At 45.9% G+C, this 21269-nt stretch carries 21 protein-coding genes, 1 pseudogene and 1 other annotated feature; of the genes and pseudogenes, 1 reads left to right on the top strand and 21 read right to left on the bottom strand.

The window, feature by feature from the left end; genetic code table 11:
* Window positions 1-25 precede the first annotated feature (25 nt).
* The 20 genes and pseudogenes from rpsG to cysE all read right to left on the bottom strand — a co-directional run.
* Window positions 26-496, bottom strand: coding sequence for a 30S ribosomal protein S7 (gene rpsG, locus H509_RS0101450; RefSeq protein WP_028543504.1), 471 nt, complete (start codon window positions 494-496; stop codon window positions 26-28).
* Between the two features lie 50 nt (window positions 497-546).
* Window positions 547-966 (bottom strand): 30S ribosomal protein S12, encoded by a 420-nt coding sequence (gene rpsL / locus H509_RS0101445; protein ID WP_028543503.1) that lies wholly within the window; start codon window positions 964-966, stop codon window positions 547-549.
* Window positions 967-1108: 142 nt separating this feature from the next.
* Entirely contained in the window at window positions 1109-1360 is a 252-nt protein-coding gene (locus H509_RS0101440) for a ribosomal L7Ae/L30e/S12e/Gadd45 family protein (RefSeq protein WP_028543502.1), read from the bottom strand.
* Window positions 1361-1643: 283 nt separating this feature from the next.
* On the bottom strand, window positions 1644-5261 hold the full coding sequence (gene rpoC, locus H509_RS0101435; protein ID WP_028543501.1) for a DNA-directed RNA polymerase subunit beta': 3618 nt from the start codon (window positions 5259-5261) through the stop codon (window positions 1644-1646).
* A gap of 191 nt (window positions 5262-5452) precedes the next feature.
* Window positions 5453-9013, bottom strand: a complete 3561-nt coding sequence (rpoB, locus tag H509_RS0101430; protein WP_084159032.1) for a DNA-directed RNA polymerase subunit beta — start codon at window positions 9011-9013, stop codon at window positions 5453-5455.
* Between the two features lie 391 nt (window positions 9014-9404).
* A complete protein-coding gene (locus H509_RS0101425; protein ID WP_028543499.1) occupies window positions 9405-10013 on the bottom strand; it encodes a class I SAM-dependent methyltransferase in 609 nt (202 codons plus the stop codon).
* Window positions 10014-10159: 146 nt separating this feature from the next.
* The gene (gene rplL, locus H509_RS0101420; protein ID WP_028543498.1) at window positions 10160-10522 is read right to left on the bottom strand and encodes a 50S ribosomal protein L7/L12; all 363 of its coding nucleotides are present in this window, start codon (window positions 10520-10522) and stop codon (window positions 10160-10162) included.
* 68 nt (window positions 10523-10590) lie between these two features.
* The gene (gene rplJ, locus H509_RS0101415) at window positions 10591-11094 is read right to left on the bottom strand and encodes a 50S ribosomal protein L10 (RefSeq protein WP_028543497.1); all 504 of its coding nucleotides are present in this window, start codon (window positions 11092-11094) and stop codon (window positions 10591-10593) included.
* A 55-nt stretch (window positions 11095-11149) separates the two neighbouring features.
* Window positions 11150-11315 (bottom strand) — a sequence feature (ribosomal protein L10 leader region).
* Between the two features lie 92 nt (window positions 11316-11407).
* Entirely contained in the window at window positions 11408-12100 is a 693-nt protein-coding gene (rplA, locus tag H509_RS0101410) for a 50S ribosomal protein L1 (RefSeq protein WP_028543496.1), read from the bottom strand.
* A 60-nt stretch (window positions 12101-12160) separates the two neighbouring features.
* Entirely contained in the window at window positions 12161-12586 is a 426-nt protein-coding gene (gene rplK / locus H509_RS0101405; protein ID WP_028543495.1) for a 50S ribosomal protein L11, read from the bottom strand.
* A 77-nt stretch (window positions 12587-12663) separates the two neighbouring features.
* Window positions 12664-13197: a transcription termination/antitermination protein NusG gene (nusG, locus tag H509_RS0101400; RefSeq protein ID WP_028543494.1), complete on the bottom strand. Its 534-nt coding sequence runs from the start codon at window positions 13195-13197 to the stop codon at window positions 12664-12666.
* A 24-nt stretch (window positions 13198-13221) separates the two neighbouring features.
* The gene (gene secE, locus H509_RS0101395) at window positions 13222-13413 is read right to left on the bottom strand and encodes a preprotein translocase subunit SecE (protein ID WP_028543493.1); all 192 of its coding nucleotides are present in this window, start codon (window positions 13411-13413) and stop codon (window positions 13222-13224) included.
* A 38-nt stretch (window positions 13414-13451) separates the two neighbouring features.
* Window positions 13452-13601 (bottom strand): 50S ribosomal protein L33, encoded by a 150-nt coding sequence (rpmG, locus tag H509_RS0101390; RefSeq protein ID WP_028543492.1) that lies wholly within the window; start codon window positions 13599-13601, stop codon window positions 13452-13454.
* A 184-nt stretch (window positions 13602-13785) separates the two neighbouring features.
* A complete protein-coding gene (locus H509_RS28520; RefSeq protein ID WP_281169713.1) occupies window positions 13786-13908 on the bottom strand; it encodes a hypothetical protein in 123 nt (40 codons plus the stop codon).
* A gap of 63 nt (window positions 13909-13971) precedes the next feature.
* Window positions 13972-14628, bottom strand: a complete 657-nt coding sequence (gene sigH / locus H509_RS0101385) for an RNA polymerase sporulation sigma factor SigH (RefSeq protein WP_028543491.1) — start codon at window positions 14626-14628, stop codon at window positions 13972-13974.
* A gap of 334 nt (window positions 14629-14962) precedes the next feature.
* Window positions 14963-15508 (bottom strand): NYN domain-containing protein, encoded by a 546-nt coding sequence (locus H509_RS0101380; RefSeq protein ID WP_028543490.1) that lies wholly within the window; start codon window positions 15506-15508, stop codon window positions 14963-14965.
* A 5-nt stretch (window positions 15509-15513) separates the two neighbouring features.
* On the bottom strand, window positions 15514-16254 hold the full coding sequence (rlmB, locus tag H509_RS0101375) for a 23S rRNA (guanosine(2251)-2'-O)-methyltransferase RlmB (RefSeq protein WP_028543489.1): 741 nt from the start codon (window positions 16252-16254) through the stop codon (window positions 15514-15516).
* A 103-nt stretch (window positions 16255-16357) separates the two neighbouring features.
* Entirely contained in the window at window positions 16358-16822 is a 465-nt protein-coding gene (locus tag H509_RS0101370) for a Mini-ribonuclease 3 (protein WP_281169712.1), read from the bottom strand.
* On the bottom strand, window positions 16819-18264 hold the full coding sequence (gene cysS, locus H509_RS0101365) for a cysteine--tRNA ligase (protein WP_028543487.1): 1446 nt from the start codon (window positions 18262-18264) through the stop codon (window positions 16819-16821). The genes H509_RS0101370 and cysS overlap by 4 nt, the downstream gene beginning before the upstream one ends.
* A gap of 290 nt (window positions 18265-18554) precedes the next feature.
* Window positions 18555-19196 (bottom strand): annotated as a pseudogene (cysE, locus tag H509_RS23955) (serine O-acetyltransferase); the annotation flags it as partial.
* A 241-nt stretch (window positions 19197-19437) separates the two neighbouring features.
* Between cysE and H509_RS28110 the strand changes: the two are divergent.
* Window positions 19438-19581, top strand: coding sequence for a hypothetical protein (locus H509_RS28110; protein WP_211234294.1), 144 nt, complete (start codon window positions 19438-19440; stop codon window positions 19579-19581).
* 227 nt (window positions 19582-19808) lie between these two features.
* Here H509_RS28110 and gltX read toward each other — a convergent pair whose 3' ends face one another.
* Window positions 19809-21269, bottom strand: coding sequence for a glutamate--tRNA ligase (gene gltX, locus H509_RS0101350; RefSeq protein WP_028543486.1), 1461 nt, complete (start codon window positions 21267-21269; stop codon window positions 19809-19811).

Raw genomic sequence — 21269 nt, 5'->3', positions numbered from 1 at the left:
AAATGCGAATAGCTTTAACTCAATCCTACCAACGGTAGTGAGCAAATGCTTTGTTCGCTTCAGCCATTTTGTGCGTATCTTCGCGTTTCTTAACAGCTGCTCCAGTGTTGTTGGAAGCATCGATAATCTCTGCTGCCAAACGCTCTTGCATTGTTTTTTCACCGCGGTTACGCGAGTAGTTAACCAACCAACGTAATCCCAAGGATGTACGGCGTTCTGGCTTAACTTCTACTGGTACTTGATAGTTAGATCCGCCTACACGGCGAGCTTTAACTTCCAGAACCGGCATGATGTTCTTGATTGCTGCTTCAAACACTTCCATAGGGTCTTTACCCGTACGCTCTTCAATGGACTTGAAAGCATCATACAGAATAGTTTGAGCAACACCACGTTTACCATCGATCATAACACGATTGATTAGGCGAGTAACCAACTTGCTGTTGTATACCGGATCTGGCAACACGTCGCGCTTAGTAACTGGTCCTTTGCGTGGCATGTGTATCCCCCTTTCCACGTGAGTTCATGAATATATCATGAAACTATTAATTATTTTTTAACTTTAGGACGCTTCGTACCGTATTTGGAACGAGCTTGCATACGGTTGTTCACACCAGCAGTGTCCAATGCACCGCGAACGATGTGGTAGCGAACACCCGGAAGGTCCTTAACACGGCCACCGCGCACGAGCACGACACTATGCTCTTGCAGGTTATGTCCGATACCGCCGATATACGCCGTTACCTCTACACGGTTCGTCAAGCGAACACGAGCATATTTACGAAGTGCGGAGTTCGGTTTTTTCGGAGTCATTGTACCTACACGAGTACATACACCACGTTTTTGAGGCGCGCTCAAATCAGTCTCAGCACGTTTCAGGGCGTTAAACCCTTTTTGCAATGCTGGGGATTTGGATTTTGTTACTTTAGCTTTGCGGCCTTTGCGAACTAATTGGTTAATAGTTGGCATGTTGCCACCCCCTTCCCATGTTATTAACACCTTTAACAATTCACTCTTTTAAGTCCACAGATCCAGGCGGTTCATAAATGAGCAAATGAAAAGTTTTTGCCTCGGAAACTATTCCGTCATCCTTAACAAAAACATCGGTTACTTACTCTTCGACTATCGCTGCCATAGCAGCTCCAACTTCAATGCCACACATCTTGCCCAGTTCCACCATTGAGCTTATTTCAATAAGCTTAATGTTTCTCTTGCGGCAAAGGGATACGATCTTATTAAGAAGCTTCGTATCGGCATCTAGTGCAACATACACTTCAGTGGCAAAACCTTGTTCAACCATCTTAAGTGTCTGCTTGCTCCCAATCTTAACTTTAGCATCCTGTAGACTCTTTTCATTAGACATGAATCTTAATCCTCCAAAAGTACAGGCATCCGTCTTGGGCACACTACGACATTTTAGCATTTTGAGATTATGCTGTCAAGCACTTTCTCTTCTAATGCTAATCGTTTAATATTTGGGCACAAAAAGCATTCTATCAAGAATCGGCCCCTATGTCGAGTAAAATATTAAACAAGTAATAAATAAAATGATTACATATCGCTGTGCTTCATACATGAAAAAGCCGCCGATTACTGTTACTTAGACGCAACAGTAATCGGACGTCTTCTTTATCATTAGGCTGAACTTATTCAGTTGCGCCTACACCTGCATGCTCAAGCGTTTCTTCCGTTTGCTCATCCAAAGGGTTGATCAGCTTAACACTGCGGTAACGGTTCATACCTGTACCAGCAGGGATCAGCTTACCGATAATAACGTTCTCTTTCAGACCGAGCAATTGGTCGACTTTACCTTTGATAGCAGCATCCGTCAAGACACGAGTAGTCTCTTGGAAGGAAGCCGCGGACAAGAAGGAATCTGTCTCCAAGGAAGCTTTTGTAATCCCAAGCAATACGGGTTTAGCAACAGCCGGTTCTTTATCAGACAAGATAGCATCTTTGTTAGCAGACTCGTATTCATGCATATCAACGAAGGCGCCAGGTAACAGAACCGTGTCCCCATTATCGATGATACGAATTTTGCGAAGCATTTGTCGAATCATAACCTCAACGTGCTTATCGTTGATTTCAACCCCTTGGTTCCGGTATACGCGTTGAACTTCCTGAAGGATATAGTTCTGAACGCCTCGGATACCTTTGATGCGCAGCATCTCTTTAGGGTCAATCGAACCTTCTGTAATCTCGTCGCCCGCCTCGATCGTCTGACCTTCATGTACACGAATACGAGAGCCATAGCTTGCAGCATAGACTTTAGTCTCTGCTTCACCTTGGACTTCCACTTCGCGACGGTCTTTCGTTTCGCGGATTTCTTTGATTACACCATCAATTTCGGAAATAGTTGCTTGACCTTTAGGATTACGGGCCTCGAACAACTCCTGGATACGCGGCAAACCTTGTGTAATATCATCACCGGCAACACCGCCGGTATGGAACGTACGCATCGTCAACTGTGTTCCTGGTTCACCGATAGATTGAGCAGCGATTATGCCAACTGCTTCCCCGATCTCTACATGCTTACCTGTTGCCAAGTTACGGCCGTAACAAATCTTACATACGCCATGACGAGCGCGGCAGCTAAGTACGGAACGAATTTGCAGTTTCTTCACGCCAGACTTCACGATCTCTTCGGCTTTGTCGGAATCGATCAGTTCATTGCGGTTAACAATGATCTCACCTGTCTCAGGATGCTTGATCGTTTGGAAGGAGTAACGCCCTTCGATACGGTCATACAATCCTTCGATAACCTCTTTGCCGTCAGAGATGTCGCTTACCAAGAAGCCTTTATCTGTTCCGCAATCGTCTTCGCGTACGATAACGTCTTGGGCAACGTCAACGAGACGACGGGTCAAGTAACCCGAATCCGCTGTACGAAGCGCCGTATCCGCCAAACCTTTACGCGCACCATGCGTCGAGATAAAGTATTCCAAGACCGTAAGGCCTTCACGGAAGTTCGACTTAATTGGCAATTCGATAATACGACCCGATGGATTCGCCATCAAACCACGCATACCGCCGAGCTGTGTGATCTGCGATTTGTTACCGCGGGCTTTGGAGTCCACCATGAGCATAATCGAATTGTAACGATCCATCGATTTCATCAAAATATCAGTAATTTGGTCTTTTGTTTTGGACCAAACTTCGATAACACGGTCATAACGCTCATCATTCGTGATCAGACCACGACGATATTGGTTCGTAATGACTTTGACTTTCTCTTCGGATTCTTTCAGAATTTCAACTTTCTCTGGCGGAACGATAACGTCCGACACCGCGATGGAAATACCAGCACGTGTAGAGTAAGTGAATCCAAGCTGCTTGATATCATCCAAAATAACAGCCGTTTTGGTTGTATGGAAGATTTCGAAGCAACGGGCAATAATTTGACCCAAGTAGTCTTTACCAACTGCTCCGGTCTGTGGAACTTCCATCATGTACTCACGGATGTTCGCACCTTTATCGTATACAAAGTAATGATCCGGTGTTCCCTCGAACAAGTTGCGCTTAGTTGGCTCATTGATGTAAGGGAAATCAGCCGGGAAGATTTCGTTAAAGATAATACGTCCAATCGTCGTAATCATGAACGCATTTTGTTGTTTCTCTGTGAAGTTAGTCTTGCCAAGCGCCTTAACCGGAATGGCTACACGCGCATGCAAGGATGCTGTACCCCGTTGGTATGCGGATACGGCTTCATTCACATGAGAGATGATCATACCTGAACCTTTAGCCTCTTTGTTATCCATCGTCAAGAAGTGAGATCCAAGGACCATATCCTGAGATGGCGTAACGACAGGTTTACCGTCTTTAGGGTTCAAGATGTTACCGGATGCGAGCATCAACAAGCGAGCTTCCGCTTGCGCTTCTGCAGACAATGGTACGTGAACAGCCATTTGGTCACCGTCAAAGTCCGCATTGTATGCTGTACATACGAGTGGATGAAGCTTAATTGCACGTCCTTCAACCAGAATCGGTTCAAATGCTTGAATACCGAGTCTATGAAGGGTAGGAGCGCGGTTCAAGAGTACTGGATGTTCACGGATAACTTGCTCCAGAACGTCCCATACTTCTGGGCTTACGCGTTCTACTTTACGCTTTGCACTCTTAATATTGTGAGCCAAGCCTTTGTTCACGAGTTCTTTCATAACAAACGGCTTGAACAATTCCAAGGCCATTTCTTTAGGCAGACCACATTGATACATCTTAAGGCTAGGTCCTACAACGATAACGGAACGACCTGAGTAGTCAACACGTTTACCGAGCAAGTTCTGACGGAAACGACCTTGTTTACCTTTGAGCATGTGGCTCAACGATTTCAAAGGACGGTTACCAGGGCCCGTAACAGGACGGCCACGACGACCGTTGTCGATCAGAGCATCTACAGCTTCTTGAAGCATACGCTTCTCATTCTGTACGATGATGTCTGGAGCGCCAAGATCCAACAAACGTTTCAAACGGTTGTTCCGGTTAATAACACGACGGTACAGATCATTTAAGTCGGAAGTCGCAAAACGACCACCATCCAATTGAACCATCGGACGTAATTCAGGCGGAATAACTGGCAAAACGTCAAGAATCATCCAATCCGGGCAGTTACCCGAGTTTCGGAAAGCTTCGATTACTTCGAGACGCTTAATCGCACGGTTACGGCGTTGACCTTGAGCCGTACGCAGCTCTTCTCTCAGCATTTCGAGTTCTTTATCCAGATCGAGATCCTGCAACAACTTCTTAACCGCTTCTGCTCCCATTCCGGCATGGAACGCATGTCCATACTTTTCACGGTAGCTGCGATATTCCTTCTCGGACAAGAGTTGTTTCTTCTCCAAAGGAGTATCACCTTGATCTGTAACTACGTAGGAAGCGAAATAAATGATCTCTTCCAAGGAACGTGGAGACATATCAAGCGCCAAGCCCATGCGGGATGGGATACCTTTGAAATACCAGATATGTGATACAGGAGCTGCCAATTCAATATGACCCATACGCTCGCGGCGTACCTTTTGACGTGTTACTTCAACACCGCAACGGTCACAGACTACACCTTTATAACGAACACGTTTGTACTTACCACAGTGACATTCCCAGTCTTTCGTCGGTCCAAAAATCTTTTCACAGAACAAGCCCTCTTTCTCTGGCTTGAGCGTACGATAGTTAATCGTCTCTGGCTTCTTGACCTCGCCGCGGGACCATGAGCGAATCTTCTCGGGAGAGGCGAGCCCGATCTTCATAAATTCAAAATTGTTGACGTCCATCTAGGAGCGACCCTCCTTAATCTGTACTTGAGATCACCGTCTACTTGAAATAGACGGCCTAGTGAACTTCGGTCTATTTCGAGAGAGCGTCTTGACCCGGAAATCAGTGATTTCCAGAATAGACGGCCAATATCGTGTAACGATGGCAGTCAGCATCTTGCTGTCTACCATCGTTAGCACGAGTATTACTATTATTCGATTGCGTAGTCATCTTCCAAGCCCAAGTTCAGCTTGTCTTGAGGCGCTTCTTCATCCTCATCGAATTCACGCATTTCGATTTCTTCTTCGTTTTCAGTCAAGATCTTAACGTCCATACCTAAGCTTTGCAGCTCTTTAATCAAAACTTTGAATGATTCAGGAACGCCTGGCTCCGGTACATTCTCACCTTTAACGATGGATTCGTAAGTCTTCACGCGGCCGACTACGTCATCAGACTTGACTGTAAGAATTTCTTGCAATGTATATGCCGCACCATATGCTTCAAGTGCCCATACTTCCATCTCACCGAAGCGCTGTCCACCGAACTGTGCTTTACCACCAAGCGGCTGCTGCGTAACGAGTGAATATGGTCCAGTAGAACGAGCATGAATCTTATCGTCAACCATGTGTGCCAGTTTGATCATGTACATGACACCGACGGTAACTTCACGTTCGAACGATTCTCCGGTTCGACCATCATACAAGACAGTCTTACCATTACGTTGCATACCTGCTTCTTCCATCGTATCAAACACGTCATACTCTGTTGCACCGTCAAATACCGGTGTCGCAGCATGGAAGCCAAGATATCGAGCAGCCATACCCAAGTGAACCTCGAGTACCTGACCGATATTCATACGGGAAGGAACGCCCAACGGGTTCAATACAACTTGAACTGGTGTTCCATCTGGCAGGAATGGCATATCTTCTTCTGGCAAGATACGAGCGATGACACCCTTGTTACCGTGACGTCCCGCCATCTTATCGCCTTCAGAGATTTTACGTTTTTGAGCGATGTATACACGTACGAGTTGATTAACACCCGGCGGCAGCTCATCGCCATTTTCACGAGTAAACACTTTAACGTCAACAACGATACCGTCAGTACCATGTGGTACGCGGAGTGATGTATCACGTACTTCACGTGCTTTCTCACCAAAAATAGCATGCAAGAGGCGTTCTTCTGCTGTCAGTTCTGTAACACCTTTAGGGGTTACTTTACCAACGAGAATGTCCCCTGCTTTGATCTCTGCGCCGACACGGATAATTCCGCGCTCGTCGAGATTTTTCAACGCTTCTTCCCCTACGTTTGGAATATCACGCGTAATTTCTTCCGGTCCGAGCTTCGTATCACGTGCTTCAGACTCATATTCTTCGATATGAATCGAAGTATATACGTCTTCTTTCACAAGCTTCTCGGAGAGAAGAATCGCATCCTCGTAGTTGTAACCTTCCCACGTCATAAACGCAACGACAACGTTACGTCCAAGCGCCAATTCGCCCATTTCAGTGGAAGGTCCATCCGCCAAAATATCGCCAACTTTGACAATATCGCCTTTACGAGCAAGCGGACGTTGGTTGATGCACGTTCCTTGGTTAGAACGCATAAATTTCTGTAACTTATGTTTAACAAGATCACCGCGAACCTCGCGGCCGTCAATTACTTCAATATGACGAACATTGATCTCATTGGAGCTGACACGTTCCACAATCCCGTTAATTTTGGACACGATGCACACACCGGAGTCCTTAGCGGATTTGTGTTCCATTCCCGTACCTACGAACGGCGCTTGCGGTATCAGAAGCGGTACCGCCTGGCGTTGCATGTTTGATCCCATGAGCGCACGGTTGGAGTCATCGTTCTCGAGGAACGGAATGAGCGCTGTCGCAACTGACACAACCTGCTTAGGAGATACATCCATGTAATCTACACGATCGGTAGGCATCGTCAAAATGTTGTCTGATTGTTTGTTGTAACGAACAATCGCTGTCTCATCACGGAATGTACCATCATCATTTAATGGCGCATTCGCTTGGGCAACAACATAGTTGTCTTCTTCGTCTGCTGTCATGTAATCGATATGATCGGTTACACGACCAGTCTTCGGATCTACCCAACGATACGGTGCCTCAATGAAGCCATACTCGTTCACACGTGCAAACGTGGACAAGGAGTTGATCAAACCGATGTTCGGTCCCTCTGGGGTCTCGATCGGACACATACGTCCATAGTGCGACGGATGGACGTCACGAACTTCAAAGCCCGCGCGCTCACGCGTCAGACCACCAGGTCCGAGTGCAGATAGACGACGTTTGTGTGTTAATTCAGCCAGTGGGTTCGTCTGATCCATAAACTGCGACAACTGGGAGCTTCCGAAGAACTCCTTAATCGAAGCAATTACTGGGCGAATGTTGATCAATGCTTGCGGCGTGATCACATTAGCATCCTGAATGGACATCCGCTCGCGCACAACACGTTCCATACGAGACAATCCGATACGGAATTGGTTCTGCAACAATTCACCTACTGAGCGCAAACGACGATTACCGAGATGGTCGATGTCGTCCGTGCTGCCGATGCCATGCAGCAAATCGATAAAGTAGTTAATCGATGCGATAATATCCGCAGGCGTAATATGTTTAACGGACTTGTCAATCAAGCCGTTGGCAATAACTTTCACGATTTTTCCGTCTTCAATTGGAGAGTATACATCAATACATTGGAGCGGAATATCATCCGAATCCAACACACCGCCGGCAACCTGATAAGTCTTAAAGCCGACATTGCTCTCAAGACGCGGTAAAATTTCGTCCAGCAAACGACGGTCAATCATTTGACCTGCTTCTGCAACGATCTCTCCCGTATCTGGATCAACAAGTGTTTGTGCTAACTTTTGATTGAAGAGTCGGTTTTTAATGTGAAGCTTTTTATTTATTTTGTAACGACCGACATTCGCCAGATCGTAACGCTTCGGATCAAAGAAACGGGCAATCAGCAAGCTTCTAGCGTTTTCCAACGTAGGAGGCTCACCTGGACGAAGCCGCTCGTAAATTTCAATGAGCGCTTTCTCCGTTGAATCCGTGTTGTCTTTGTCCAGCGTATTACGAATATATTCGTCGTGACCGAGCAATTCTAAAATTTGCTCGTCAGTTCCAAAACCAAGTGCGCGAAGCAGCACAGTTACCGGAATTTTACGTGTGCGGTCGATACGAACGTAAATGATGTCTTTTGCGTCGGTTTCAAGTTCAAGCCACGCACCGCGGTTAGGAATAACCGTAGCTGTGTATGTCTTCTTACCGTTCTTGTCAACCTTCGTACTGAAATAGACACTCGGGGAACGAACTAACTGGCTGACAATGACACGTTCCGCACCGTTGATGATGAACGTTCCTGTTTCCGTCATGAGTGGGAAATCACCCATAAATACTTCTTGTTCCTTCACTTCGCCGGTGTCTTTGTTGAGAAGTCGCACCTTCACACGGAGTGGTGCCGCATATGTTACATCGCGTTCCTTAGAATCATCGACCGAATATTTCGGTTCACCTAAGCTGTAATCGATAAACTCCAGAACGAGATTACCTGTGAAATCCTGAATCGGAGATATGTCTTGGAACATCTCTCGCAATCCTTCATCCAAAAACCATTGGTACGATTTCTGTTGGATTTCAATCAAGTTCGGAACTTCGAGAACCTCTTTGATGCGCGCATAGCTGCGCCGAGTGCGTCGTCCATAATGAACAAGATGTCCTGCCAACTTATACTCACCCCTCATGTCTACTTAAAAAATGGATTGCGAATCCTTTTCGATATCCTTTATAATAAAGTCCACGAAAGAGACTCAGAAAACGTGATAAAATGGAAAAAGAGGGACAAAAAGAAAAACGCACGTTCACGACAAAACGCAAGTTGCGATGGACGCCGTTTCTCCGTGCCGTCGTTTCTGGGTTGTCTCACTACACTTCATATCGATAGATTTACCCAAAATGTAAACATTATACGTCATATAACGAAAATGTATGCATCCTTTTCAAAAAAAGGCTTGACATTTTAGCAAAGTAAAGACATGAAGTCCATCCTAATACTGACATTTTATAATAATACCACATTGGGCATGCGCAGTCAACTTAGAATTGAGATTTTCATACTTATTTTCATATTGTAATTCATCCCAGTTCTTTTGTCGCCCTAAATACACGGTACCCTTTGTCCTTAACAACTTCCGTTACTTGCCCTTCACCAAAGAGCGTCAGCAGCTTCGCCTCAGCTGAGGGAGCCCCTTGCTTCTTCTGAATAACAATCCATAAGCACCCACCTGCGTTCAAATGCTCATAAGATTCCTCAAAAATGCGATGCACTACCTCTTTGCCTGCTCGAATTGGCGGATTCGTTATAATAACATCAAAGCGAAGCTCACCCAATGCTGTTAAACCATCGCTTGCTTGAATCGTTACATTAGAGATCCCGTTCGCAGCTGCATTCTCGCGCGCTAACGCCAACGCCCGATCATTTACGTCCACCATCACAACATGGCCTTCAGAAGCCAATTTAGCTGCCGTTAACCCGATAGGCCCATAACCACAACCAACATCAAGCACCTTCGCATTCGATGGTATATCTAACTGTTCGATTAATACTCTACTACCATAATCAATGCTATCTTTTGAAAATACGCCAGCATCGGACACAAATCTCAGCGGGTAGCCCCGCAATGTAAATTGCAGTTGCTTGCGATCATGACCAACTTCCTGATGCTTGCTATAATAGTGTGCCATATGTCCACCTCCATCATCGGTAAGCACGTGCGTTCATTGTCTAGGGCGCGTCATAACTACGAGGATTACCAAGACTTCTCTTTCGTATCCTAGACAACAAACCCCTTGAAGATTCTTCAAGGGGTTTGTACTTACAGAAGTGGTTATTACTTCACTTCTACAGATGCGCCTGCTTCTTCAAGCTTAGCTTTGATAGCTTCAGCGTCTTCTTTGCTTACTTTTTCTTTGATTGCTTTAGGAGCGTTGTCTACTACTTCTTTAGCTTCTTTCAAGCCAAGACCAGTGATTTCGCGAACTACTTTGATAACGTTGATCTTACCAGCGCCAGCGCTAGTCAAGATTACGTCGAATTCGGATTGCTCTGCTGCTGCTTCTGCTCCGCCACCAGCTACAACTGCTACTGGAGCAGCTGCTGTTACGCCGAATTCTTCTTCGATTGCTTTAACAAGATCATTCAATTCCAATACGGACATGCCTTTAATGGCTTCCAAGATTTGCTCTTTGCTCATTATAGTAACCTCCATCAATGTTTTCATATTTTATGATACTGCCGCTAGATTCCAATAGAAGGCGTTGCTTACGCTTCGGCTTCGTTCTTCTCTGCGACTGCTTTGACTGCCAATGCAAAGTTGCGCACAGGAGCTTGGAGCACGCTGAGCAACATGGACAACAAACCATCGCGGGAAGGCAATGCTGCCAACGCTTTGATTTGGTCAACGTCTACAACGCGACCTTCTACTATACCACCTTTGATTTCAAGGGCTTCGTTTTTCTTTGCGAAATCGTTCAAGATTTTCGCAGGAGCAACTGCGTCTTCACGGCTGAATGCGATTGCTGTAGGACCAGTCAATGCTTCGTCAAGTTCAGTCAACTCAGCTGCAGCAGTAGCACGACGAACCAATGTATTTTTCAATACTTGGAACTCGATACCAGCTTCACGAAGTTGCTTACGAAGTTCTGTCACTTGCGCAACGCTCAAACCACGGTAGTCAGCAACAACTGTTGTCACGCTATCACGCAATTTACCAGCAATCTCGGTAACAGCTTGTTGTTTGGATTCAATCACTTTCGCGTTTGCCACTCGATACACCTCCTACATATTTCATGATCAACCGTATTACATCCGTTCTTCCTACCCGAGCATGAGAAAAGCCTCTGTAGCTAACTACAGAGGCATTACGAAGCGATTGGTGTACGAGGTACGTATACAACGCACACCTTCGCACTCAGTCTATTCGAACACCTCGGTAGGGGATTAAGCCTCTCGGCACCTACTGTCTACGGTACGATTATTCAATGTTATTTACGTCGTCATTAACAACTCTATTAGAGTAACACGTCCAGTCGAACCATGTCAACCGTATCCGTTACTTACCAATTGAGCAGCATTTATCTTAACGATAAGTTGCAGTGTTAACGCGAGCTGCAGGGCCCATCGTCGAAGAGATCGCGATGTTTTTCATGTATACACCTTTAGCCGCTGCCGGCTTAGCACGGTTCAATGCATCGATCAAAGCTTTCAAGTTGTCATTCAACTGTTCAGCACTGAAAGATACTTTACCGATAGGTGCGTGAATTTGGCCTGCTTTATCCAGACGATACTCGATTTTACCAGCTTTAATTTCTTGAACAGCTTTAGTAACATCAAAAGTAACCGTACCGGCTTTAGGGTTAGGCATGAGACCTTTACCACCAAGGATACGTCCCAATTTACCTACTTCACTCATCATGTCTGGTGTTGCTACGCAGACATCGAAGTCGAACCAACCTTGTTGAATTTTGTTGATGAGCTCTTGGTCGCCAACATAATCCGCACCAGCTGCTTCTGCTTCTTTCACTTTCTCGCCTTTTGCAAACACGAGAACGCGTTTAGTTTTACCAGTACCGTGTGGCAATACAACTACACCACGAACAGCCTGATCTTGTTTACGAGGGTCTACACCCAAACGAACAGCCACTTCAACTGTTTCGTCAAATTTCGCTGCTGCTGCTTTCTTCACCAATTCAATGGCTTCAGAAGCTTCATAAGTTGCTTCTTTGTCGATCAACTTTGCAGCTTCAACATATTTTTTACCATGAGATGCCATGTTCTTTTCCTCCTTTGTGGTAGTAACGGATTAACCTCCCACTGCGTACGAAGACGGGAATTAGTCTTCTACTACGATACCCATGCTGCGAGCTGTACCTTCAACCATACGCATTGCTGCTTCAACGGAAGCTGCATTCAGGTCAGCCATTTTCTGTTCAGCGATTTGACGAACTACGTCGCGCTTAACAGTTGCTACTTTTTTCTTGTTAGGTTCGCCGGAACCTTTCTCTACCTTAGTTGCTACTTTCAACAAAACAGCAGCCGGTGGAGTTTTAGTGATGAACGTAAAGGAACGGTCTTCGAATACAGAAATCTCAACTGGAATAATCAAACCAACTTGATCTGCTGTTCTCGCATTAAATTCCTTTGTGAACGCCATGATGTTAACCCCTGCTTGACCCAATGCTGGACCTACAGGAGGTGCAGGATTCGCCTTACCCGCTGGAATTTGCAACTTGACCACTTTAATGACTTTCTTTGCCACGTGGAACACCTCCTTGCGCTAGTTATGCGGTCTTCGGCACAAACGTGCTTATCCGCAACAGAAACCGATAAGATCTATTAAATCTTCTCCACTTGGTGGTAATCCAACTCAAGCGGGGTTTCTCGACCAAACATGTTTACGTGAACCTTAAGCTTCTGCTTCTCGGTCACGATTTCTTCGACTGTACCAACAAAGTTCGCAAAAGGACCAACTTTGATGCGCACTGATTCTTTCAGTTCGAACTCAACCGTCATTCTCGGTTCTTCCATGCCCATTGTTTTCAGAATCTGTTCAACTTCTTCTGGAAGCAATGCAGTCGGCTTGGAACCCGAGCCTGTGGAACCGACAAATCCAGTTACGCCTGGCGTATTACGCACAACGTACCAAGACTCATCCGTTTGAACCATTTCAACAAGAACATAACCTGGGTAAACTTTACGCATGACAGTCTTCTTCTTACCGTCTTTGTTTACCAGCTCTTCTTCCATCGGAACAAGAACGCGGAATATCTTGTCTTCCATGCCCATGGATTCGACGCGCTTTTCCAAATTGGCTTTGACTTTGTTTTCATACCCTGAATAGGTATGGACAACGTACCATCTTTTTTCCATACTGAAGCCACCTTGGGACTTTTATTAAATAATCGCTTCGACGATCGCAGAGATCCCGATGTCCAGGACCCAAAAATAGAGCGTAACAAAGATGACCGTGGACAATACGACGATCGTATAGCTTGTCAACTCTTTACGGTTGGGCCAGCGAACCTTCTTTAATTCGCCCCAGCTGTCGGCAAAGAAGGAAAACATAGAACCAAAACTACGTTTCACATTTCCTAAGAAAGCCACGGACTACACCTCCACCTGACTTATCTTGTTTCGCGATGAGAAGTATGCTCGTTGCAGAACTTGCAGAATTTCTTCAACTCGATGCGGTCTGGGTGATTACGTTTGTTCTTCGTAGTTGTATAGTTGCGTTGTTTGCAGCCAGTGCAAGCCATCGTAACAATTACCCGCATGTTGTACACCTCCTGAAGACACCTTTTTAGATAAAGAAGCGTCGGAATATATTCCTAAAAACGTACGCATATTTAGGGCTACCCAAAACACTTTATCACATAGGGTATTTCATGTCAATGAAAAGATATTGACGCAATAGGTGTTCTGCCCCTTGCTCTATCATATACAATGCTGGAATATAACTCAAAGGTTCGCTTTTCCAATCGTCTCTTTCCCATTATGGTATAAAGCGGTTTGAGTTAAACCCCACATGGTTAACTTCACCTGATCAGCAGGCGTGAACTTGTCATTTCTGATAATCAACATGTCGGTTCAAAAAAAAGAAAGTGCCCGATGACTGCGTGTTATCACGTGTCCTGAACACTTCCATTATATCGATTCTCCACCATCGCGCACTTCCAAATATCTTTCTAGCTTCCGCTTCACACGCTGTAGGGCATTGTCTATAGACTTCACATGTCGGTCGAGATCCACTGCAATCTCCTGATAGGATCTGCCGTCCAAATATAGCATAAGCACCTTTCGTTCAAGGTCGCTTAATATTTCAGACATCTTGTCTTCAAGGCCAACAAATTCTTCTTGATTAATAATAAGCTCTTCAGGGTCTGATACACGAGAACCTCCGATAACGTCCAATAGTGTCCGGTCGGAATCCTCGTCGTAAATGGGTTTGTCCAAGGAGACGTAAGAATTAAGTGGAATGTGCTTCTGTCGCGTAGCAGTCTTAATCGCAGTTATGATCTGTCTCGTAATACAGAGTTCAGCAAATGCTTTGAACGATGCGAGCTTGTCTCCCTTAAAATCTCGTATAGACTTGTACAGTCCAATCATACCTTCCTGCACAATGTCCTCCCGGTCAGCGCCGATCAGAAAATAGGAGCGTGCCTTCGCACGTACAAAATTCCGATATTTGTTAATCAGATATTCCAGTGCATCGCCGTCACCTTCGCGAACCGCGTCTACAAGCTGTTCATCTGTCAACTTATCGTATGGAAACGTGCTTATTTCTTTGAGGTCAACACTCACTAGCAATCCCTCCGGCCTGCAACGCAATCCACCCGTTACATAAGATACCCCGCTTCGCATATTGTTCTGTATGTACATGAACATCAGGCTAATAAGCATTGGGTCTGTTCTGTTGATAGAATCGGTAGTCCTTCAAACTGACTATCGTTTCCAAAACTGTTGAAATAGCTAATCCGACAAAATGATAGATTCAGTATATATGAATAGCTTCCCAAGCGTCAACCGCGAGAATACTGGACACTACAAGAAAAAGAGGGCTTTTGAACGTATGAACACTTTTGGCAACTTAAGAAACAACATACGTTTCAGTAAAAAAGTGCTAGTCTGTGCAAAGCTACTCTATTTTATCGCCCCTCCGCAGACGCTCCAGCTTCAGCATTACGTCGAGACTTAATTTGTCCTCGAGCGGATTACGCTTGATTGGCCGCAGCGCTTGCTCCTTAATCTGCACTTCCACCTCACGTCGCGCCTGCTCGATGACGATTCGAAGTTCACGCGCCGATACACGTAGCGCGCCCAGTGCAAAAATGACATTTTGCTCCGTCATATCTGACGTGGCCACATAGATGGTGCGGCGGCGATGCTTCAGCTCGCGCACGAGTCTTTCGATGCATTCATCCGCCGTTTCCTTCTCCTTTGTGAAACTAACCGTCACGTCACCTTGCTTGTAAGTTGCTCCAATGCCCGGAACGCGATAAGCATCGAATACGGCAATGACACGTCTGCCAGAATAGGCCTGATAATCCGTAAGCATATCCAACAGACGATCACGCGCCTCCTCCAGCTTCGTATCCGCCAGCTTCTTCAGTTCAGACCATGCGCCGATCATGTTATATCCGTCTACCAGTAGCACGTCGCGCCAATCTGCCTGTTGTTGCATCGCGATTAGCCTCTACGACGGCGTACAACCTCATACATGACGATGCCCGCTGCCACCGATGCATTCAGGGAATTAATACGCCCCGCCATTGGCAGCTTTAATAATACATCACACGATTCACGGATGAGCCTGCCCATTCCTTTATTTTCATTCCCGATCACAATGGCAACTGGGGAATCCAAAATAGTAGCGTCATATACTTCCTGTTCTGCCGTGACATCGGTTCCTACTACCCATACCCCTCGTTCTTTTAGCTGATCAATGGTTTGAGCAAGGTTCGACACACGTGCAACGGGCACGTATTCAACAGCCCCCGCGGATATTTTGGATACAGTTGCCGTTAAGCCAACTGAACGACGTTTTGGGATAATAACACCATGTACCCCCGTACAATCTGCAGTCCGAAGCATTGATCCCAGATTGTGTGGATCTTCAATCTCATCCAGCACCAGAATAAACGGTTTTTCCCCTTTCTGCTCAGCAAGCGCCAAAATATCATCAACTTCCACATAATCATAGGCCGCCACCTGTGCAACAACACCTTGATGCTGAATACCTTCTACCATCTGATCCAGCTTGCGTTTATCTGCCGATTGAACGATAATACCAGCCTTTTTAGCTTCGGCGATAATCGGCAGGGTCAAGTGTTTTTGCGCCTGTTCAGCGATCCATATTTTGTTAATTGTTCGACCAGAACGCAGTGCCTCCATAACAGAGTGCTTGCCAGCAATCATTTCTTCTTGCATATAATAAAGTACCTCCTAGTTGCTCTATAATTCCCTTTATGTTATCGGTATTAAATGCCTGTGTCCGATATTAAATGACACATCTACTGCCGTATTGCAGCCATCATCCCTCTTCATTCCCGCCTTCTTGCAGCATAAGATGAACCAGTTCCTGCAAGCGGTCCAACTGCTTCTCAAAGTATAAATAACCGAACAATGCCTCTAGTGCCGTAGCATGTCTATACTCCTGAACGTTGGCACTCTTTGGGACAGTAGATTTGGCATTGCGTCCTTGCCGAACCACGTCTGCTTCCTCTTCTGTCAATATAGGCGCTAACTTGTTTAGAAACTTGGCCTGCGCTTTAGCAGATACATATTTAATTGTCTCTTGATGCATATGGTGAGGACGGTGATTCGGCTGTGAGATAACATATTGCCGCACAGCAATCTCATATATAGCATCTCCCATATAGGCAAGCGCTATCGGATTTAAGAACTTCGTTCCTTTCGCAGGCGCAAAGTCGAACAGCCAATCCTCTTTCTTTCTATCACGTTCTTCAGCCACTGTTATGAGTTCTGCCCCTTTCACGCCCGCTTCCAACGAACACCTTGCGGTGTATCCTCTAATACGATCCCTTTTTCCGTAAGCAAATCACGAATTTCATCAGCACGGGCCCAATTGCGCGATTGACGCGCTTCCGTTCGTTCCTGGATCAATTGATCGATCTCCTCATCCAGAAGCTCTGCTTCTTGCTCAATTACAATGCCTAGTACATCATTCATCGCTTCAAATGCATCAAGTAACGCAAGCAGGTCGGCAGGTCGCAAAGTTCCAGCACTATTCCCCTGCTGTACGTACACATTTGCTTCACTCGCCCAATCGAACATCGCCGTAATCGCATCAGCCGTGTTAAAGTCATCTTGCATCTTGGTGTCAAACGTTTCTAAGATGCCAGCCAGCTTGACTTGCAGTGCTTCATTAGGCTCACCGAAAGTAGAGGCAGCCTGCACCGCTTCGTCCAATGACACGTCTGCTGCCTTTAAAGCATGCTTCACATTCAAGATCGCATTCGTCAATCGTTCTGTTGAATTAACAGCCTGCTGCATCGCCTCATCCGTAAAGTTAAGCGGATTACGATAATGTGTGGACAGCATAAAGTAACGAATAGCACCCGGGTTGTAATGTGTGAGCAAGTCTTTGACAAGCACACCATTCCCAAGAGATTTAGACATTTTTTCATTGTTAATATTAATATAACCGTTATGCATCCAAATTTGCGACAATGGCTTGCCTGTCACCGCTTCCGATTGCGCCAATTCACATTCATGATGTGGGAACGTTAAATCTTGGCCACCACCATGAATGTCTAGTGTATCACCCAAATACTTACGCGCCATAGCAGAGCACTCAATGTGCCAGCCCGGTCGCCCTTCACCCCACGGACTTGCCCAAGCAATTTCACCTGGCTTTGCTCCTTTCCAGAGCACAAAGTCTTCCGCGGCTTCCTTGCGGGCATCCACTTCAATTCTAATTCCGAACTGGAGCTCCTCCAAATTCTGATGAGACAATTTGCCGTAGTCTGCAAACTTCTTCGTTCGGAAATACACATCGCCACCCGACGGGTACGCAATGTCTTGCTCCACTAATGTCGAAATAAAGCTTATAATTTCATCGATATTATCCGTTACACGAGGATTATTGGAAGCACGACGAATACCGAGCCCATCGCAATCTGCGTAATAAGCTTCAACAAACATATCCGCCACTTCCGCTACGGACAGGTTCATCTCACGCGCCTTCGTGATCAGTTTGTCATCTACATCGGTAAAATTCATCACATAGTTAACATCGTAACCTGTTGTTTCCAAATAACGGCGAACTACGTCAAAGACGATTGCCGGTCTGGCATTTCCAATATGAATATAACCGTATACGGTTGGACCGCATACGTACATGCTGACTTCACCCGGCTTCTGCGGTGTAAAAAGCTGCTTCTTGCGTGTCATTGTGTCATATATCGTTAATGTCATGCGCGCATAGCCTCCTTGGAGTTTTTGTCCTTATCCTTATCTTGACCTTTAACTTGACCTTTATCTTTGTCTCTATCTTTACCTTTGTTTTTGTCTTCCGTTTTGTCTTGTCGTTCTTCTTTAAATCTATTTTGTGTAAAACCGGTATGATCTTCCTTATCGCTACCTTGATCTGTACGGATTTCTTTATCTTGACTGTCTATTACCTTTGGCTGGCCATTATCCTGATCCCTATTCGCTTCGCCATCACTACGCGCCTCATCTAACGAGTTAGTGATTGTCTCGATGGTTTGCGACCGTAGGTGTTGAACTTCCTGCTCAAGCTTATCGATCTGGCCTTGCAGTTGACGGAACATATCGACGACTGGGTCAGGGAGCTGCGCATGATTCAAACGATCAATACGTACACCATCCTGTTTCACGATCCGGCCTGGAATACCTACAACCGTACAATTGCCTGGCACTTCACGCAGCACTACTGAATTAGCTCCAATACTTGTATTATCTCCAATGCTAAAAGAACCAAGCACCTTAGCGCCAGAAGCAATGACGACGTTATTGCCAATTGTCGGGTGCCGCTTGCCCTTCTCTTTACCAGTCCCTCCAAGGGTAACACCTTGATAGATGACAACGTCATCACCAATTTCGCAAGTCTCGCCAATGACTACCCCCATACCATGATCAATAAACAGGCGTTGGCCTATTGTGGCGCCAGGGTGAATCTCGATACCTGTCATAAATCGACTTACTTGAGCTATTGTGCGGGCTACGGTATACCATTTCCGCTTGAAAAACCAATGGGCAACTCGATGTCCCCATATCGCATGCAAGCCGGAATAGGTAAAGATGACTTCAAATCGACTGCGTGCCGCGGGATCATTTTCAAATACTGTTCGAATATCGGATCGCATCTGTTGCAGTATACGTCCCATGGCCAATTCCTCCCGAACCATTCATAATTGAAAGTCCGCCTCATGACAAAAAATGACGCCCCCGCAGCGATATGCTGCAGAGACGCCATGCGCGGTCCCACTCTGCTTGAACAATACAAATGCCAATGTCATAGTCCATGCATTAAGAAAATTTCTCTCCGCTTGACCCAACATGATGGCCGTATTGCTCCACTTTATCGTTCTATAACGTAAACGACTCGTCATTCTCTACCCGAAAAATATGCAGACTGCATATTCCACGCTCAAAAATGAAGCTTCCGGGCGCAGTGCGTATCGCGAGGCATGGGACTACTTGCAGCCCCGAAGTAGTGGTGTCGTAGCACCCGCTTCATCGGCAGTCCTCTCTGTGCATACCTATCTGTAATACGCTCTCCCGTTCAACGCTGTTGCCTATTGTACTAATTACTTGTATGTGAACCTGATGTTGAAAACTTGAAAACTCTCTTCTCACACACACCATCTACATTGGTTATGACCAGTATACTGGAAGACCCCTGATATTGACAATAATACATCTATCCTAAAATAAATAGTCAGACGGTTTAACATATCACGATCAACAAGATCATGATGACCATCCTAGTAAGAACGTTAAGCTTGAACGTAATGACTTAATCGACGCAGCACAGTATCACGCCCGAGTAGAACGATCGTTTCATTTAAATCACGACCATGCATCTGTCCTGAAACTGCCACACGAATCGGCATAAACAGTGCTTTGCCTTTCGCGCCCGTTTCCTTCTGCACTTCTTTAATTGCACCTTTAACTGTGTCTACATTCCAATCAGCAGCCGCTTCAAGCTTTGTATGCAGCGCACTTAATACAGCAGGCACTTGCTCTTCAGCTACAATTGCTGACGATTCCTCGTCTAATACTATCTCTTCACGGAAGAACAAATCCGAAAGTTCTACAATGTCGGATGCACAGTTCATTTGCTCCTGATACAGCTTAACCAGAGCATACGCCCAAGCTTGCTGTTCGTCGCTTAATGAGGCTGGCAAGCGGCCTGCCTTCTGCAAATGCGGGATGGACATCGCCGCAATCCGTTCAGGATCTGCTTTCTTCATATACAAATTGTTCAGATGAGTCAGCTTATTCGTATCAAATACAGCAGGACTCTTGGACAAACGATTCTCATCAAAAATGCGGATCAGCTCGTCGCGGGAGAACATCTCTTCTTCCCCTTCTGGCGACCAGCCAAGCAGCGCAATAAAGTTGCACATCGCCTCAGGAAGATAACCCAATTGATCATACTGCTCGATAAATTGAATAATCGATTCATCCCGTTTGCTTAGCTTCTTGCGACTCTCGTTAACGATAAGTGTCATATGTCCAAACTTCGGCGCATCCCAGCCAAACGCTTCATAAATCATTAGCTGTCGCAACGTGTTGGTAATATGATCTTCGCCACGCAGAACATGCGACATCTTCATCAAATAATCGTCGATGACTACAGCGAAGTTATAGGTAGCAATTCCGTCCTTTTTAACGATGACCCAATCACCGGTCGTATCCGATTCAAAAGTGATATCCCCTTTAACGATATCATCAAACGTATAGGAACGTCCCGCTGGCACAAGAAACCGCACGCTTGCCTGGCGACCTTCCGCTGCTTTCGCTGCTTGCTGCTCTGGTGTCAGGTGGCGGCAAGTTCCCGCATACTTAGGCGTCTCACCACGTTCCGTCTGCTCCTCGCGCTCCTTCTCCAGCTCAGCTTCCGTACAATAGCACTTATAAGCAAGCCCGCGATCCATCAGGTCCTGTGCATGCTCATTATAAATATCAAGTCGTTCTGTCTGACGGTAGGGTCCAAACTCCCCCCCAACATCAATACTTTCATCCCACTCGATGCCAAGCCATTTCATATATTTGAACTGGCTCTCTTCACCGCCTGCCACATTACGCTTTACGTCCGTATCTTCAATACGCACGATAAACTTTCCTCCATGGTGACGCGCAAATAAATAGTTAAATAACGCGGTCCGCGCGTTACCAATATGTAAATGTCCTGTTGGACTTGGCGCATACCGTACTCGGATGTCTTTACTCAT

The sequence above is a fragment of the Paenibacillus taiwanensis DSM 18679 genome (assembly GCF_000425125.1).
In the GTDB taxonomy this organism is placed as follows: Bacteria; Bacillota; Bacilli; order Paenibacillales; family Paenibacillaceae; genus Paenibacillus_B; species Paenibacillus_B taiwanensis.
Note: the sequence above shows the minus strand (reverse complement) of the source record. Positions and strands in the feature narration are given on the sequence as shown.